This is a genomic window from Streptosporangium sp. NPDC050148 (assembly GCF_055586505.1).
The window spans coordinates 234,293-249,067 of the sequence record NZ_JBVJIA010000005.1; the positions used below are offsets into that span (position 1 = coordinate 234,293).

At 70.7% G+C, this 14,775-nt stretch carries 12 protein-coding genes and 1 riboswitch; of the genes, 6 read left to right on the plus strand and 6 right to left on the minus strand.

All coding sequences use genetic code 11. From position 1 onward, the window contains the following. Positions 1 to 21: 21 nt before the first annotated feature. Positions 22 to 1,002 (plus strand): ketol-acid reductoisomerase, encoded by a 981-nt coding sequence (gene ilvC / locus ACZ6RT_RS07425; RefSeq protein ID WP_399186672.1) that lies wholly within the window; start codon positions 22 to 24, stop codon positions 1,000 to 1,002. A gap of 106 nt (positions 1,003 to 1,108) precedes the next feature. Here ilvC and ACZ6RT_RS07430 read toward each other — a convergent pair whose 3' ends face one another. Then, positions 1,109 to 2,014, minus strand: a complete 906-nt coding sequence (locus ACZ6RT_RS07430; RefSeq protein ID WP_470152561.1) for a CAP domain-containing protein — start codon at positions 2,012 to 2,014, stop codon at positions 1,109 to 1,111. 513 nt (positions 2,015 to 2,527) lie between these two features. Between ACZ6RT_RS07430 and ACZ6RT_RS07435 the strand changes: the two genes are divergently transcribed. Then, positions 2,528 to 3,889 carry an MFS transporter gene (locus ACZ6RT_RS07435; RefSeq protein WP_470152562.1) on the plus strand — a complete coding sequence of 454 codons (1,362 nt, stop codon included), beginning with the start codon at positions 2,528 to 2,530 and terminating at the stop codon, positions 3,887 to 3,889. A 28-nt stretch (positions 3,890 to 3,917) separates the two neighbouring features. Here ACZ6RT_RS07435 and ACZ6RT_RS07440 read toward each other — a convergent pair whose 3' ends face one another. Together ACZ6RT_RS07440 and ACZ6RT_RS07445 are read right to left on the minus strand one after the other, a co-directional pair. Beyond that, positions 3,918 to 4,463, minus strand: coding sequence for an FHA domain-containing protein (locus tag ACZ6RT_RS07440; RefSeq protein WP_399186487.1), 546 nt, complete (start codon positions 4,461 to 4,463; stop codon positions 3,918 to 3,920). 277 nt (positions 4,464 to 4,740) lie between these two features. Continuing rightward, positions 4,741 to 5,772 carry a hypothetical protein gene (locus ACZ6RT_RS07445; RefSeq protein WP_399186486.1) on the minus strand — a complete coding sequence of 344 codons (1,032 nt, stop codon included), beginning with the start codon at positions 5,770 to 5,772 and terminating at the stop codon, positions 4,741 to 4,743. A 226-nt stretch (positions 5,773 to 5,998) separates the two neighbouring features. Between ACZ6RT_RS07445 and serA the strand changes: the two genes are divergently transcribed. After that, the gene (gene serA / locus ACZ6RT_RS07450) at positions 5,999 to 7,588 is read left to right on the plus strand and encodes a phosphoglycerate dehydrogenase (RefSeq protein ID WP_344894136.1); all 1,590 of its coding nucleotides are present in this window, start codon (positions 5,999 to 6,001) and stop codon (positions 7,586 to 7,588) included. Positions 7,589 to 8,181: 593 nt separating this feature from the next. Here serA and ACZ6RT_RS07455 read toward each other — a convergent pair. Continuing rightward, positions 8,182 to 8,778, minus strand: a complete 597-nt coding sequence (locus tag ACZ6RT_RS07455; RefSeq protein ID WP_470152563.1) for a C40 family peptidase — start codon at positions 8,776 to 8,778, stop codon at positions 8,182 to 8,184. After that, positions 8,766 to 8,996, minus strand: a riboswitch (cyclic di-AMP (ydaO/yuaA leader). (Overlaps the previous gene by 13 nt.) Before the next feature lie 141 nt (positions 8,997 to 9,137). Between ACZ6RT_RS07455 and ACZ6RT_RS07460 the strand changes: the two genes are divergently transcribed. Both ACZ6RT_RS07460 and ACZ6RT_RS07465 read left to right on the plus strand, forming a co-directional pair. Beyond that, positions 9,138 to 10,184, plus strand: coding sequence for a 3-isopropylmalate dehydrogenase (locus ACZ6RT_RS07460; RefSeq protein ID WP_470152564.1), 1,047 nt, complete (start codon positions 9,138 to 9,140; stop codon positions 10,182 to 10,184). Between the two features lie 174 nt (positions 10,185 to 10,358). Further along, the gene (locus ACZ6RT_RS07465; RefSeq protein WP_470152565.1) at positions 10,359 to 11,453 is read left to right on the plus strand and encodes a branched-chain amino acid aminotransferase; all 1,095 of its coding nucleotides are present in this window, start codon (positions 10,359 to 10,361) and stop codon (positions 11,451 to 11,453) included. Between the two features lie 52 nt (positions 11,454 to 11,505). Here the strand turns inward: ACZ6RT_RS07465 and ACZ6RT_RS07470 are convergent, their stop codons facing one another. After that, on the minus strand, positions 11,506 to 12,093 hold the full coding sequence (locus ACZ6RT_RS07470; RefSeq protein ID WP_399186482.1) for a Uma2 family endonuclease: 588 nt from the start codon (positions 12,091 to 12,093) through the stop codon (positions 11,506 to 11,508). Positions 12,094 to 12,196: 103 nt separating this feature from the next. Further along, positions 12,197 to 12,850 carry an O-methyltransferase gene (locus ACZ6RT_RS07475; RefSeq protein WP_344894150.1) on the minus strand — a complete coding sequence of 218 codons (654 nt, stop codon included), beginning with the start codon at positions 12,848 to 12,850 and terminating at the stop codon, positions 12,197 to 12,199. Between the two features lie 288 nt (positions 12,851 to 13,138). On the opposite strand from ACZ6RT_RS07475, the gene cimA reads away from it, so the two are divergent. Then, on the plus strand, positions 13,139 to 14,713 hold the full coding sequence (gene cimA, locus ACZ6RT_RS07480) for a citramalate synthase (RefSeq protein WP_470152566.1): 1,575 nt from the start codon (positions 13,139 to 13,141) through the stop codon (positions 14,711 to 14,713). The last annotated feature ends 62 nt before the right edge of the window (positions 14,714 to 14,775 follow it).

The following is a 14,775-nucleotide window of genomic DNA, read 5'->3' on the forward strand; positions in this document are numbered from 1 at the left end:
AAGGTTAAGTAAGTGACTGAGATCTTCTACGACGACCAGGCCGACCTGTCGATCATCCAGGGCCGGCACGTCGCCGTCCTGGGGTACGGCAGCCAGGGGCACGCCCACGCGCTCTCGCTGCGCGACTCCGGGGTGGACGTCCGGGTCGGCCTGCCCGAGGGCTCCAAGAGCCGGGAGAAGGCCGAGGCCGACGGCCTGCGCGTGCTCGCTCCCGCGGAGGCCGTCGAAGAGGCCGATCTGACCATGATCCTCGCGCCGGACCACATCCAGCGTCACCTGTACGCCGACCACGTGGCCCCGAACCTGGTCGAGGGCGACGCGCTCTTCTTCGGCCACGGCCTCAACATCCGCTACGGCCTCATCGAGGCGCCCGAGGGCGTGGACGTGGCCATGGTCGCGCCGAAGGGTCCCGGTCACCTCGTGCGCCGCCAGTACACCGCGGGCCGCGGCGTGCCGTGTCTCGTCGCGGTGGAGAAGGACGCCAGCGGCAACGCCCTGGACCTGGCGCTGTCGTACGCCAAGGGCATCGGCGGCACCCGCGCCGGCGCGCTGCGGACGACCTTCAAGGAGGAGACCGAGACCGACCTGTTCGGCGAGCAGGCCGTGCTCTGCGGCGGCGTGTCCGAGCTGATCAAGGCCGGTTTCGAGACGCTGATCGAGGCGGGCTACCAGCCCGAGGTCGCCTACTTCGAGTGCCTGCACGAGATGAAGCTGATCGTCGACCTGATGTACGAGGGCGGCATCCACAAGATGTACTGGTCGGTCTCGGACACCGCCGAGTACGGCGGCTACTCCCGTGGCCCGCGCGTGGTGACCCCGGAGACCAAGAAGGAGATGCAGCGCATCCTCGCCGAGATCCAGTCCGGCGAGTTCGCCAAGGAGCTCGTCGAGGAGTTCGACGGCGGCCAGAAGAAGTTCACCGCCTACCGCGACGAGCTGGCCGAGCACCCGATCGAGAAGACCGGCGCCAAGCTCCGCCCGATGATGAGCTGGCTGAAGTAGCCGCGCGTCCGGGCGGTCCCGCCCGGACGGCCGAAGGCCCGCGCCCCCGCGACGAGTTCACGTCGCGGGGGCGCGGGCCTTGGCAGGGAGGCTCGGTGCTCGGGACTCAGTGCTTGGCGAAGTTCTGGGTCCAGTAGATGCCCCGGGGGCTGTTGGCCACGCCCACCCCGAGGTGGGTGTAGGCGCAGTTCATGATGTTGGCGCGGTGGCCGGAGCTGTTCATCCAGGCGGTGACGACATCGGCGGGGGTGCGCTGTCCCATCGCGATGTTCTCCGCCCAGGCGCGCATCGGGCTGAACCCGCTGGCCTTGATGCGGGCGGTCATGTCCCGGCCGTCCTGGGAGGTGTGGCTGAAGTAGTTCTTGGCGGCCATGTCGTCGGAGTGGCCCTGGGCGGCCGACCGCAGCTGCGGGTCGGACACCAGGGGCGCGCAGCCGCCCTTCTGCCGCTCGGCGTTGGTCAGGCGCACGACCTCCTCGGAGAGGGAGGAGCCCGGCTGGGGGGCGGGGGAGGTCGCGGTGGCGGTGGGCTTGGGGGTCGGCTTGGCGGTGCTCGTCGGCTTGGCCGTCGGGCTCGCGGTGGGCTTGGCCGTGGGGCTCGCGGTGGGGCTCGCCGTCGGGGTGGGGGTCGGGGTGCCGGGAGCGCAGTCGAACCTGATCGGCCTGGAGCGGCCGACGTTGCCCCGGTAGTCGGTGACGACGGTGTAGTACACGCCGGGGGCGCACCGCAGTCTCACCGTCACCCGGCCGTTGGTGCCGCGCAGGGACGTGCTCTTGACGACGGGGTCGGCGCCGGGGACGGCCCGCTTGATGCGGATGCGGACCAGGGCGGTGTCGTCACAGCCCAGACGCGCGGCCGAGGCCTGGATCCGTCCCGCGGGGGTGAGGCGGGGTTTGGCGGCGTACACGCGGCACTCGGCCTGGGGAGAGGCCGCGGCGTGAGCCGTGGCGATCGGCGTGCTGAGGGCCGCCAGGCTTCCGAGGCAGAGAAGTAGCCCTAGCGGTCTGCGCATGTCGGTTTCCTCCAGTTGGTAGACGCTGGACGGATCCGCATTCTGTCGGTGACAGAACAGTCTTGTCAGCAAATTCCCGACATTAATCTGCGTCGCGGGTAAACCAGAGTGATCGCAGAGGCGTCTGTGACCGGTGTTCCGGGGGCCGGATCTGGCCGTCGTTATGGTCGGTGGCACCGTTTCGTGACCTGGTTGAGCTGGACATCGGCGGCATCGAACGTTCCAGGCGGCAACCGTCCCGGATCATGGATCCGGCGCCGCGACCCCGCGGAAAAAAAGATGCGGCCGGGCGGGGTCCGGAGGCTCCCGGTGATCACGTCCGGGAGGCAGGGGCGAGGGCCGCGCGGGGTCCGCGGGCTCCCGATGATCACGTACAGGGGGGCGTCCGGAGCGGGAGAGGGCGGGGATCCGGAGGCTCCCGGCGATCACGTACGGACGGACGCCGGGGCGGTGGTGGGGCATTCGTCCTGTCCTGGACCTACCCAGTGCCCACGCGCTGCGATTGAATGTGGCATGGTCTTCCCGGCGACACCCCCCGCCGCCGTCACCGTGCCGCGCGGAGTGCGCATCGGCTACGGCGTCGGCGCGATCTGCACCGCGACCTTCTCCACGGTTCCGGGCCTGCTGCTGCTGTTCTACATGACGAACGTGCTGGCGGTCCCGGCCTGGATCGCCGGTGTGGTGGTCTTCCTCCCCAAGCTCTGGGACATCTTCATCAACCCCTGGGTGGGTCAGCGCTCCGACCGGACGGTCTCCCGCTTCGGGGCCCGCCGCCCGTGGATGCTGCTGGGCGCGTTCACCCTGCCGGTGACGTTCGCCCTCACCTTCGCCGGCCCCCCGCTCACCGGCATGTCCGCCGCGGTGTACGTCGCGGCCTGCTACTTCCTGACCGCGACGGCCTACGCCTTCTACGAGGTGCCCTACAAGGCGATGCCCGCGGAGATGACCGACGACTACCACGAGCGCTCCTCCCTGCTGCAGTGGAGGATGGCCTTCGTCGGCCTGGGGATCCTGCTCTCGGGGGGCGTCGCCCCGCTCATCGCCGGCACCGACGTCACCGGCTACCGGACCATGGGCCTGGTCATCGGGGCGGTGCTGCTGCTGTCCATGCTGGCCTCGTTCTTCGGCACCGCCCGCGCCCCGATGATCGCCCAGGCCGAGGCCGAGCCGTCGATCACCGCCCAGTTCGCCGCCGCCCGCTCGAACAGGACGTTCATGGTGCTGCTCGGCCTGAGCTGCGCCCAGATGTTCTCGGCCGGCATCATGCTGGCCGGCTCGCCGTACTTCGCCACCTACACGCTGGGCGATCCGTCGGCGACCACCACGCTCTTCCTCGGCATCGTCGGCCCGCTGCTGATCACCATGCCGCCCTGGATCTGGCTGTCCAAGCGCTACGACAAGCGCGGCGCGATGATCCTGGCGTCGGCGCTGTTCATGGCGGGCACCGTCGCGATGGTCTTCTCCGGCCTGCTCGGCCCGGTGTACGCGCACGTGTGCGTGCTCCTGGTCGGCATCGGTTACGCCGGGTTCCAGATGCTGCAGTTCTCGATGCTCTCCGACGTGATCGTCCACGACGCCCTGGTCACCGGCAAGCGCAGGGCCGGGGTGTTCACCGGCCTGTGGACGGCGGCCGAGACCGTGGTCTTCGCCTTCGGCGCGCTGGTGCTCGGCTGGCTGCTCGGGGCGACCGGGTTCGTCGAGTCCAACCCCTCCACGCCGGTCGCCCAGCCCGAATCGGCGACCACGGCGGTGCTGTACGGCACCACGCTGCTGCCGGCGCTCCTGATGGGGGTCAGCATCGTGCTGGTCACCCGCTACACCCTGACGGCCGAGAGGCTCGCCGAGGCCGGGGCCGCCGGGCCCCAGGGCGGCTGAGCAGACCCGGGCCCGGAGCGCCTCGGGGTCAGAGCACCTGGGGCGTGACCATCAGGAAGCCGCAGTCGCCGAAGGAGACGACGTCACCGGGCCGGACCTTCGCCGGCCCCACCAGCCGCCAGTCGTTCAGCCGGGTGCCGTTGAGCGAGCCCAGGTCCACCAGGATCCACCCCTCCTGGTCGCGGCGGAGCTCGGCGTGCACCCGCGAGACGGTCAGGTCGGCGAGGACCAGGTCGCAGGAGGAGCCGCGGCCGACCACGTAGCGGGTCCTGCCGTCGCCGGGGAGCGCCAGCCGGGGCATCCGGGGGCGCCGCCAGGCCGACTCGACCCGCTTGGTGAAATCGGAGGCCGAGGCGACGGCCTCGGTGACGATGCGGCGCAACCGGCCGCGCTGCGGCAGGTCGGCGACCAGGTTGTCGAGCTCGCCCTGGTTGCGAGCGCGCAGGGCCATGTCGACCCGGCCGAGGAAGGTGTCGTGCGACAGGCGTCCCTCGACGGCACGATCACGGAGCTCGCTGATCGCACGATCGCGGTCCCCGTCGGAGGCGCGGGCCGGGGGATGCGTCGAGCTCATCCTCCGAGTATCCGCCCCGAGGGCGGAACCTGTCCAGAATACGCGGATCTCCTGCCGAGGACCCGTCCGGCACGATCATCCGGACCGGTGCGGGCGACCGCGCACACGCTGCGGAAACTTCTCCGCGCACGGTCTCCTGCCGGATCCCGGAAACCTTGGACCCGCCGCCCCCGCACGCGCAGGGACGGCACGCGTCGACGCGGACAGGAGGCGTCGTGGACGCCGTGGGTCCGACGGGCTGGCCGGTGTCGGCCGGGTCGGCCGGTGCCGGTCGGTGTCAGTCGGTGACGTCGGCGCAGACCACGTGGGCGCCCAGCTCGATCATCCGCTGCTCGCTGCGCGCGTCGGCGACCCTGGCCATCAGGATCGGCGCCTCGCTGGCGGCGAGCTGCGGCAGCCGGGCCCGTACCCCGCGGTGGATGTCCCTGACCACGTCCTCGGCCGCCGACATGTGCACCTTGACGTGCAGCATGATCCCCGGGGCGCCCGAGGAGGTGCTGGCCTCGGAGATCCACACGTGGTGGACGAGCGGGTAGTCGACGAGCAGGTGCGAGATCGCGGCGCGCAGCGCGGGCAGGATCGGGTGGTCGCAGCGGCGGTAGCCGGGGTCCACCATCTGCATCGGGCCCGACAGGTGCGGCCGGGGTGCCGGGATCCACGAGGCGGCGGGCGCGGCGGGCACGGGGGTCCGCGGCCGGCCCTGCGGGGAGGCGGCCTGCCGCGAGGGGCCCTGCGGGTACGGGGCCTGCGGGGCCGCCGGGGGAGGGGTCTGCGGGTACGCCCCCGGGGAGGGCGTGCCCTGCGGGTACGCGCCCGGCGCGGAGGGAGCCTGCGGGTACGGGCTCTGCGGTGCCGCCGGGGGAGCGGTCCGCGGAAGCGCGGGCGCCGAACGCGAGACCGTGGCCATCGCCCCGGTCGCGTACGCGGTGGGGGTCGCGCTCGACAGCGCGGGGGTGGGCCCGCTGCGCGTCGAGAGCAGGTAGCGCTGGAGGTCCTCGATCGGCACGGCCGCGGCGGCCGGCCCGGCCGCGTCGATCACGATCTCCCGCACGCCGGTGACGCGCTGGATGTCGAGGACGGTGTCGGCGTCGCAGGCCGACAACGAGTGGCTGCCACGGTGCCGCGCGTAGGTGTCCGCCGAGGTGTATCCGAGCAGGACACGCTCACCCGCCTGGGTCGTGCCGAGCACGACGGAGCGGTCGGGTCGCACGGCGACCAGGAGTCCCCATTCCGCGAGCGCGGCCAGCAGCCGGTGCGGCTCGCCGTGCTGGGCGAGCACGGTGCCGAGAGCGGGGTTCCCGATGCTCATATGAGGAACGATAGGTAGTGGACCACGGCTTATCAGGGTAATCGCGAAGTTTTCTTGGGATCAATACCAAGTTGAATTTTGCAGGCATGGGATGCGACGGCGGCGGGTAGCGCCCCCCGGTCACGGCCTACCCCGTCTCGGATCGCGGGACACTCGTGAACGCGTTCACAAGCGCCGATAGACTACGTGAGGTCCGTGCACCTCACCGCCTAGTAAGGATCTGCCTGTGAACAAGCCCGTCGTACTGGTCGCCGAGGAACTCTCCGAGGCCGGTCTCGCGGTTCTGGGCGCGGACTTCGAAGTCCGCCACACCGACGGCGCCGACCGCGCCCAGTTCCTGCCCGCCCTCGCGGACGTGGACGCCCTGATCGTGCGCAGCGCCACCCAGGTGGACGCCGAGGCGATCGCCGCCGCCCCCCGGCTCCGCGTGGTCGCCCGCGCCGGCGTCGGCCTGGACAACGTCGACGTGGAGTCGGCCACCAAGGCCGGCGTCATGGTCGTCAACGCGCCCACCTCCAACATCACCAGTGCCGCCGAGCACACCGTGGCCCTGATCCTCGCCTCCGCCCGCAACGTCGCCCAGGCCCACTCCGCGCTCAAGGGCGGCGAGTGGAAGCGCTCGAAGTACACCGGCGTGGAGCTGGACGAGAAGGTCGTCGCCATCCTCGGCCTCGGCAAGATCGGCCAGCTGGTCGCGCAGCGCCTCCAGCCGTTCGGCGTCGAGCTGATCGCCTACGACCCCTACCTGCAGCCGGCCCGCGCCGCGCAGATGGGCGTCCGCCTGGTCTCGCTGGAGGAGGCCCTGCGCGAGGCCGACTTCATCACCGTGCACCTGCCCAAGTCCAAGGAGACCATCGGCCTCATCGGCGAGCGGGAGCTGCACCAGGTCAAGCCGAACGTGCGCCTGATCAACGTCGCCCGCGGCGGGATCATCGACGAGAACGCCCTCTACTCCGCGATCAAGGAGGGCCGCGTCGCCGGCGCCGGCATCGACGTGTTCCCCAAGGAGCCGGTCACCGACAGCCCGCTCTTCGAGCTGGACCAGGTCGTGGTCACCCCGCACCTGGGCGCCTCGACCCACGAGGCCCAGGAGAAGGCCGGCACCCAGGTCGCGCGGAGCGTGAAGCTCGCCCTGGCCGGGGAGTTCGTGCCGGACGCGGTCAACGTCCAGGGCGGCGCCGTCGCCGAGGACGTCAAGCCGGGCCTGCCGCTGGCCGAGAAGCTCGGCCGGGTGTTCACCGCGCTCGCCGGTGAGGTCGCCACCAGGCTCGACGTCGAGGTGCGCGGCGAGATCGCCTCCCACGACGTCCGGGTGCTGGAGCTGGCCGCCCTCAAGGGCGTCTTCACCGACGTGGTCGAGGACTCGGTCACCTACGTCAACGCCCCGCTGCTGGCCAAGGACCGCGGTGTCACGGTCGAGCTGATCACCAGCTCGGAGAGCCCCGACTGGCGCAACGTGGTGACGGTCCGCGGCGTGCTCGCCGACGGCCGCGCGGTCTCGGTCTCCGGCACCCTGTCCGGGCCGAGGCAGATCACGAAGATCGTCGAGGTCAACGGCTACCAGATGGAGATCGAGCCGACCGACCACCTGTCGTTCTTCACCTACACCGACCGTCCCGGCATCGTCGGCGTGGTCGGCCGCATCCTGGGCGACCACTCGATCAACATCGCCTCGATGCAGGTGGCCCGGGACGTCAAGGGCGGCAAGGCCCTGATCGCGCTCACCGTCGACACCGCCATCCCGGCCGACGTGGTCGACCAGATCGGCGCGGAGATCGGTGCCGACAGCGGCCGTTCGGTCGACCTGACCGACTGACCGTCCCGGTCCGCCGGGTCCCCTTCGTGGGTGGCCGCGGCGCGCCGCGGCCCGCTCCCGGACGGACCGTCCGGGACCGGGCCGGCACCCGCTCGCCGTCTCGACATGTGAGAAGTGTGTACGCGGGGCGAGACGACCCTTTCGTCACCGGGTAACCTGATGAAGATGCGCCGGGTGTTCTCGCACTCCGCACCCGCCGCGGCGGGGCCTGACAGGGCAGGCCGGCGGCCCGCCACGGTGCCGTGGCGATCGCCGGCTCCGAGCCCTCCGCCCACCGGTCCGTGACCCGGACCGGGGCATCGGGCCCGGTCCGAGTCCTGACCGGAGTCTCGGCCACCTTCACAGCTCACCCGCGACCGAGACGAGACTCACCATGTACGAGATGTACTCCTGGAACCGCCCGGACGAGAACGAGGACGAGGCGGCCGACGCGATCCAGACCGCCCTGGACCGCCGCGACAACGGTGGCGCGCCCACCCGCTGACCCTGTCGGCCACCTATCGGCCACCTGCCCGGTCACGGCCGTGCGCCGGTCCGGGCCGGGCCGGCCGGGGCGGACGGCTCCGCGACGCTCGCGGCGGAGCCGCGGGGGCTCACCCGCCGACGGCGGATCCGGTCGCGTGCTCGATCCGCTCGGCCAGTTCGACCCCCTCGGGGTCGGGGCGCACCCCGCCGACGAAGGAGGCGCGCCGCCATGAGGCGAGCCGCTCCTCCTTGACCACGTCCCCGCTCCGCGGGGCGTGCACCATGTACCCGGGCTTCGTGATCATTCCGACATGCCCGAGACCCCGGAAGAAGACCAGGTCCCCGGGCCTGAGGTCCTTCCAGGCGATCTTCCTGGAGAACGCCTCGTACTGCTCGGAGGCGATGCGGGGCAACGCGATCCCGGCGGCCCCGTAGGCGCGGAGCATCAGCCCGGAGCAGTCGAAGCCGCCGCGGCCGGTGCCGCCCCACGCGTACGGCGTGCCGCGCTTGGACATGGCCCAGCTCAGGGCCTTCTGCCAGGCGGGACGCAGGGACGCGGCCCGCAGGGCGCCCTTCAGGGCGGGCATGCCGAGCGCGGGAGGCGCGGGGGCGGGCAGGGGCGAGGCGGCCAGCGCGGTGGCCGGGGTCGCGAACACCGCGGTCCCGGCGACGAGGACGGACGCGACGCGCGAACAGATCTTGCCGTACAGGGTCGTTCCTTCCATAGGGCCTGCCGGGTGAGCTGTCGGGCTCGGGCGTGGAGGCCGCCCTACGGCGCGCGGGCGCGCCGATTCGCCCCGAGGGATCCCGTCGCGGGCGGCCGGGAACGCGCTCCGGTCGGGAGCGGGGTTCCCGGGGCCCGGGACGATCCCGGAAAGAGTGGTTCCCCGGCTCCGTACGCATCGATAAGGGATGATCCGTACGAATTAGGCATCAACGTGAACGGTGAGGACCATAACGAAACCTCACGAAACGGTCAACACAGGATAAAGACGGGCAAAGTGATCAGATGTCCCCGAGGGAAATTCCGTCCGAGGCGTGAGACCGGTGTTCAAGCACCGAGACGGCCCGGTAGGGTGACCCCATGGATTCGCGTAACATCCGCCTGGCGGTCATCCCCGGGGACGGGATCGGGGTCGAGGTCGTCACCGAAGGGCTGAAGGTCCTCGAAGCGGTCGGCACGAAGGTGGAGACCACCACCTACGATCTCGGCGCCAAGCGCTACCACGAGACCGGTGAGACGCTGCCCGACGTCGTCCTGGAGGAGCTGCGCGGCTACGACGCGATCCTGCTCGGGGCGGTCGGCGACCCCAGCGTGCCCCCGGGCGTGCTGGAGCGCGACCTGCTGCTCAAGCTCCGCTTCCGGCTCGACCACTACGTGAACCTGCGGCCGGTCAAGCTCTTCCCCGGGGTGGAGACCCCGCTGGGCGGGGTCCGGCCGGAGGACATCGACATGATCGTCGTCCGCGAGGGCACCGAGGGTCCGTACGCCGGAGCCGGGGGCGTCATGCGCCACGGCACCCCGCACGAGATCGCCACCCAGGAGTCGCTGAACACCGCCTTCGGCGTCGAGCGCGTGGTGCGCTACGCCTTCGACAAGGCGCTGTCGCGTCCCCGCAGGAGGCTCACCCTGGTCCACAAGACCAACGTGCTCACCTACGCCGGTGACCTGTGGGCCCGCACCGTCGAGAGGGTCGGCCGGGAGTACCCGGACGTCCAGACCGACTACTGCCACGTCGACGCGGCCTCGATGTTCTTCGTCAGCCAGCCCCGGCGCTTCGACGTGATCGTCACCGACAACCTCTTCGGTGACATCCTCACCGACATCGGCGCGGCGATCGCCGGTGGCATCGGCCTGGCGGCCAGCGGCAACGTCAACCCCGACCGCACCGCGCCGAGCATGTTCGAGCCGGTCCACGGCAGCGCCCCCGACATCGCGGGCCAGGGCAAGGCCGACCCGACCGCCACGATCCTGTCGGTCGCCATGCTCCTGGACCACCTGGGCCTGGACTCCGAGGCCGTCCGGGTCGAGCGGGCCGTCGCCGACGACCTGGCCGAGCGGCCGACCGGCCGGACCGGCCGGACCACCCGCGAGATCGGCGACGACATCACCGCCCGAGTAGCCGGCTGAGGAAGCCGCCCACCTCGACCCAGACGCGCCTGGCGGCTCACCGAGCCGCCGGGCGCGTTTTGGTTTTTCCGCCCCGCTGACGGTTTTCGCTATCGATGCAGTAGTTTCCCGTTACCCGGTCCAACGCAGAATGGACGCAAGGGTAAGCCAGACACCAAGAGAAGGATCCGCGTCATGACCACCGCTCAGAAGCTCAGCTTCGACGTGCAGCTCTCCGACCACGCTCGCACCACGGACGAGCGTGAGCAGGTAATGGCGAGCCCGGGGTTCGGCCAGGTCTTCACCGACCACATGATCTCCATCGACTACACCGAGGGGGAGGGGTGGCACGACGCCCGGCTCACGCCGTACGGGCCGCTCGTCCTCGACCCGGCGACCTCGGTCTTCCACTACGGGCAGGAGCTCTTCGAGGGTCTCAAGGCCTACCGCCAGGAGAACGGCGCCATCGTGATCTTCCGGCCGGAGGCCAACGCCGCCCGGTTCAACGCCTCGGCGCTGCGGATGGCCATGCCCGAGCTGCCCGAGGAGACGTTCGTCGAGTCGCTGGAGCTGCTCGTCCAGACCGACCGTGACTGGGTCCCCACCACCCCGGGGCACAGCCTCTACCTGCGCCCCTTCATGATCGCCACGCAGCCCGCGCTCGGTGTCAACTACCCTTCCAGGACCTACCGGTACATGGTCATCGCCGGACCGGCCGCGGCCTACTTCGGCGGGGGCAAGGCCGTCTCGGTCTGGCTCTCCACCGAGTACACCCGCGCAGCCCCCGGTGGCACCGGGGCCGCCAAGTGCGGCGGCAACTACGCCGGGGCCTTCGTGGCCCAGCGCCAGGCCGTCGAGCAGGGCTGCGACCAGGTGGTCTGGCTGGACGCGGTCGAGCACCGTCACGTCGAGGAGATGGGCGGGATGAACCTGTTCTTCGTCTACGGCGACCGCCTGCTCACCCCGGCGCTGACCGGGACGCTCCTGCCCGGCATCACCCGCGACTCCATCCTCACCCTCGCCGGCGACCTGGGCCTGCGGGCCGAGGAGGGACGCCTGTCGATCGAGGAGTGGCAGAGCGGCTGCGAGTCGGGCGAGCTGACCGAGGTCTTCGCCTGCGGCACGGCCGCGGTCGTCACCCCGGTCGGCGCGGTCAAGGGCGCCGACCGCGCCTGGACGATCGGCGACGGCAACCAGGGCCCGGTCACCTCGAAGATCCGCGAGGAACTCGTGGGCATCCAGTACGGGTCCCGCCCCGACCCGCACGGCTGGGTCCACAAGATCTGCTAGCCGCCACCGGAAGGCCCGGTCCTCCAAGGCCGGGCCCTTCCGCGCGACGGGCTCAGCCCTCGGTCAGCCTGCCCGTGTCGATCGTGAGGTTCCACGGCGCGGGCAGTTCGAGCGGCTTGCCGAGCGACTCGGTGACCTCTTCGGCGTACCCCTCCGGGCCGGGTCGGCTGAGCAACCTGAACCGGTCCGCGAAGGTGTCGATCACGAGGTAGAGCGGGACGCCCGCGAGCGCGCAGGCACGCGGCTTGACCACGTGGTCGTCGTGAACGCTGCTCGGAGAGACGACCTCGGCGACCAGCAACGTGGCGTTCGCATGGATGTGGCTGGGATCCCAGAGAGGGGGATCGGGGGGCACGATTACCAGGTCGGGCTCGATGCGATCCCCCTGCACCTGCAGGAGGAGCTTGACCTGCGGATAGAGACGCCACCCCTTCTCCATGGAGAACGGCATGAGTTGTGCCGTCAGCTGGTAGACGACCTTGGCGTGGGCGATCGTGGGCATCTCCCTCACCACGATCCTGCCGTTGACGATCTCGATCCGGTGATTCTCGAACCGATCGACGAGCTCCGTGTAGAGCCGTTCGAGGTTCTTCCGATCCGTGATCTGGTACGCGGTCGATCTCTCCATGAGCATTCCCATGGTCTCATCCTTCCCTCCACGCCGATGGGCGCAACGTGTTCGTCACATCACGTAAAGTAATCGGAAAGCGTCGCGCCCGCGTACGGATCCGGGAAAGTTCTCGTCAGTGCTTTCGAATCATGGTGAGTCCGTCGGCGATGGGGAGCATGACCGAGGTGGTCCGCTCGTCGGCGGTGACCATGTCGTTGAACGCGCGCATGTGCCTGACCGTCTCCTCGTCGCTGGCGGGGTCGGCGACACGGCCGCCGCGCAGCGTGTTGTCGGCCAGGATCAGCCCGCCGGGAGCCAGGCGCTCCATCAGGAGCTCGTAGTAGACCGGGTAGGCGGCCTTGTCGGCGTCGATGAAGGCCAGGTCCACGGCCGGGTGCTGGGGCAGTTCGAGCAGCCGCTCGGCCGCGGGGCCGATCCGCAGGTCGATGAGGTCGGCCACCTGCGCCTTCTCCCAGTACCTGCGGGCGATCGCCGTCCACTCCTCGCTGACGTCGAAGCAGGTGAGCCCCCCTCCGGGGGCGAGCCCGCGGGCCAGGCAGATGGAGGAGTAGCCGGTGAAGGTGCCCACCTCCACCGCGTTCCTGGCGCCGCAGAGGCGGGTGATCATCGTCAGGAAGCTCCCCTGGTCGGGGGAGATCTGCATCCTGGCGTCGTCGCCGGTCAGCTCGCGGGTCTCGACGGCCAGCGCGTCGAGGATCTCGTCGGGCAGCGTGGTGTGCGCGAGCAGGTACTGGCCCACGGCGGGGTCGAGGTAGGTGGCCTTCATGGGAGCCATTCTCGCCCGTGACGACCGGCGGTGTCGGCGATTCCGCACCGTGTCGGCACGTCGCCGACGCGCCGTGCATCTCGGATCGTGAGATCGATGTGTCAGATGGTGTCGGCGTGTGGCAGACTCCGAGACATCATGTTCTACGGTCTGCTCATTATCGGCAGGCGCGCCGGCTGAAAAGGGACACCGCCGGCGCGCAGACCTCTCACGTCCGTGAGGGGTCATTTTTGTTTCCGGAGCCGGACGGGCGCGCGGCGGATCATCGAACCCGCGAAGGAGAACGACATGGCCGACGATCGCTTCCACGTGTACGACACGACTCTCCGTGACGGAGCCCAGCAGGAAGGGCTCAACCTCACGGTGGCCGACAAACTGGCCGTCGCGCGTCACCTGGACGGCCTTGGCGTCGGCTTCATCGAGGGCGGCTGGCCGGGCGCCAACCCCAAGGACACCGAGTTCTTCAGGCGGGCTCGAACAGAGCTGGACCTGAAGCACGCGCAGCTCGCCGCGTTCGGCGCGACCCGCCGGGCAGGTGTGAAGGCTGCCGACGACCCGTTGGTCGCCGCGCTGCGCGAATCCGGCGCGCCGGTCGTGACCCTTGTCGCCAAGAGTCACGACCGGCACGTGGAGCTGGCCCTCCGCACGACTTTGGAGGAGAACCTCGCGATGATCCGCGACACGGTCTCCCATCTTCGTGCGGAGGGGCAGAGGGTCTTCCTCGACGCCGAGCACTTCTTCGACGGCTACGCCTCCAACCCGGCGTACGCGCTGGAGGTCCTGCGCGTCGCCGCCGAGGCCGGTGCCTCGGTGATCGCGCTCTGCGACACCAACGGCGGCATGCTCCCCGACGAGCTGGCCGACGTGGTGCACGCCGCCGTCGAGACGTCGGCCAGGATCGGCATCCACTGCCACGACGACACCGGCTGCGCGGTCGCCAACTCGCTGGCCGCGGTGAAGGCCGGCGCCACCCACGTGCAGGGCTGCGCCAACGGCTACGGCGAGCGCTCGGGCAACGCCAACCTGTTCACCGTCGTGGCGAACCTCCAGCTCAAGCGGGGCTTCGACCTGGTGCCCCGGGAGGCCCTGGCGGACATGACCAGGATCGCCCACGCGATCACCGAGGTCACCAACGTCACCCCCAACTCGCACGCCCCCTACGTGGGCGTCTCCGCCTTCGCGCACAAGGCCGGGCTGCACGCCAGCGCCATCAAGGTCGACCCCAACCTCTACCAGCACATCGACCCCGCCCAGGTCGGCAACGACATGCGCATGCTCGTCTCGGACATGGCCGGGCGCGCCTCGGTCGAGCTCAAGGGCCGCGAGCTGGGCTACGAGCTGGGCCCGGACATCTCGCGGGAGCTGGTCAACCGGGTCAAGGAGATGGAGTCCAGGGGCTACACCTTCGAGGCCGCCGACGCCTCCTTCGAGCTGCTGCTCCGCGACACCGTCGCGGGCGAGCGCAGGAGCCACTTCCAGGTCGAGTCCTGGCGGGTGATCGTCGAGCGGGCCCGGGGCGGCGAGGTCGTCAGCGAGGCCACCGTGAAGCTGTACGCCAAGGGCGAGCGGATCGTCGCCACCGGCGAGGGCAACGGCCCGGTCAACGCCCTCGACCGGGCCGTACGGCTCGGGCTGGAGCGCCTCTACCCCGAGCTGGCCGAGGTCGAGCTGATCGACTTCAAGGTCCGCATCCTGGAGGGCACGCACGGCACCGACGCGGTCACCCGCGTGCTGATCACCTCCAGCGACGCGGCAGGGGAGTGGTCCACGGTCGGCGTCGACGAGAACATCATCGAGGCGTCCTGGCAGGCGCTGGAGCAGGCCGTCACCTACGGCCTGCTGCGGGCGGGCCACACCGCCTGAGGGACGCGCCGTCCCCGGCCGCAGAGCCGGGGACGGGAACCGGCGGGGAACCGTACCGCTGG

Coding starts and splice junctions, on each gene's coding strand:
- ACZ6RT_RS07430 (WP_470152561.1), bottom strand. CDS start 2,014: ATGCGCAGACCGCTAGGGCTACTTCTCTGCCTCGGAAGCCTGGCGGCC.
- ACZ6RT_RS07435 (WP_470152562.1), top strand. CDS start 2,528: ATGGTCTTCCCGGCGACACCCCCCGCCGCCGTCACCGTGCCGCGCGGA.
- ACZ6RT_RS07440 (WP_399186487.1), bottom strand. CDS start 4,463: ATGAGCTCGACGCATCCCCCGGCCCGCGCCTCCGACGGGGACCGCGAT.
- ACZ6RT_RS07445 (WP_399186486.1), bottom strand. CDS start 5,772: ATGAGCATCGGGAACCCCGCTCTCGGCACCGTGCTCGCCCAGCACGGC.
- ACZ6RT_RS07455 (WP_470152563.1), bottom strand. CDS start 8,778: ATGGAAGGAACGACCCTGTACGGCAAGATCTGTTCGCGCGTCGCGTCC.
- ACZ6RT_RS07460 (WP_470152564.1), top strand. CDS start 9,138: ATGGATTCGCGTAACATCCGCCTGGCGGTCATCCCCGGGGACGGGATC.
- ACZ6RT_RS07465 (WP_470152565.1), top strand. CDS start 10,359: ATGACCACCGCTCAGAAGCTCAGCTTCGACGTGCAGCTCTCCGACCAC.
- ACZ6RT_RS07470 (WP_399186482.1), bottom strand. CDS start 12,093: ATGGGAATGCTCATGGAGAGATCGACCGCGTACCAGATCACGGATCGG.
- ACZ6RT_RS07475 (WP_344894150.1), bottom strand. CDS start 12,850: ATGAAGGCCACCTACCTCGACCCCGCCGTGGGCCAGTACCTGCTCGCG.
- cimA (WP_470152566.1), top strand. CDS start 13,139: ATGGCCGACGATCGCTTCCACGTGTACGACACGACTCTCCGTGACGGA.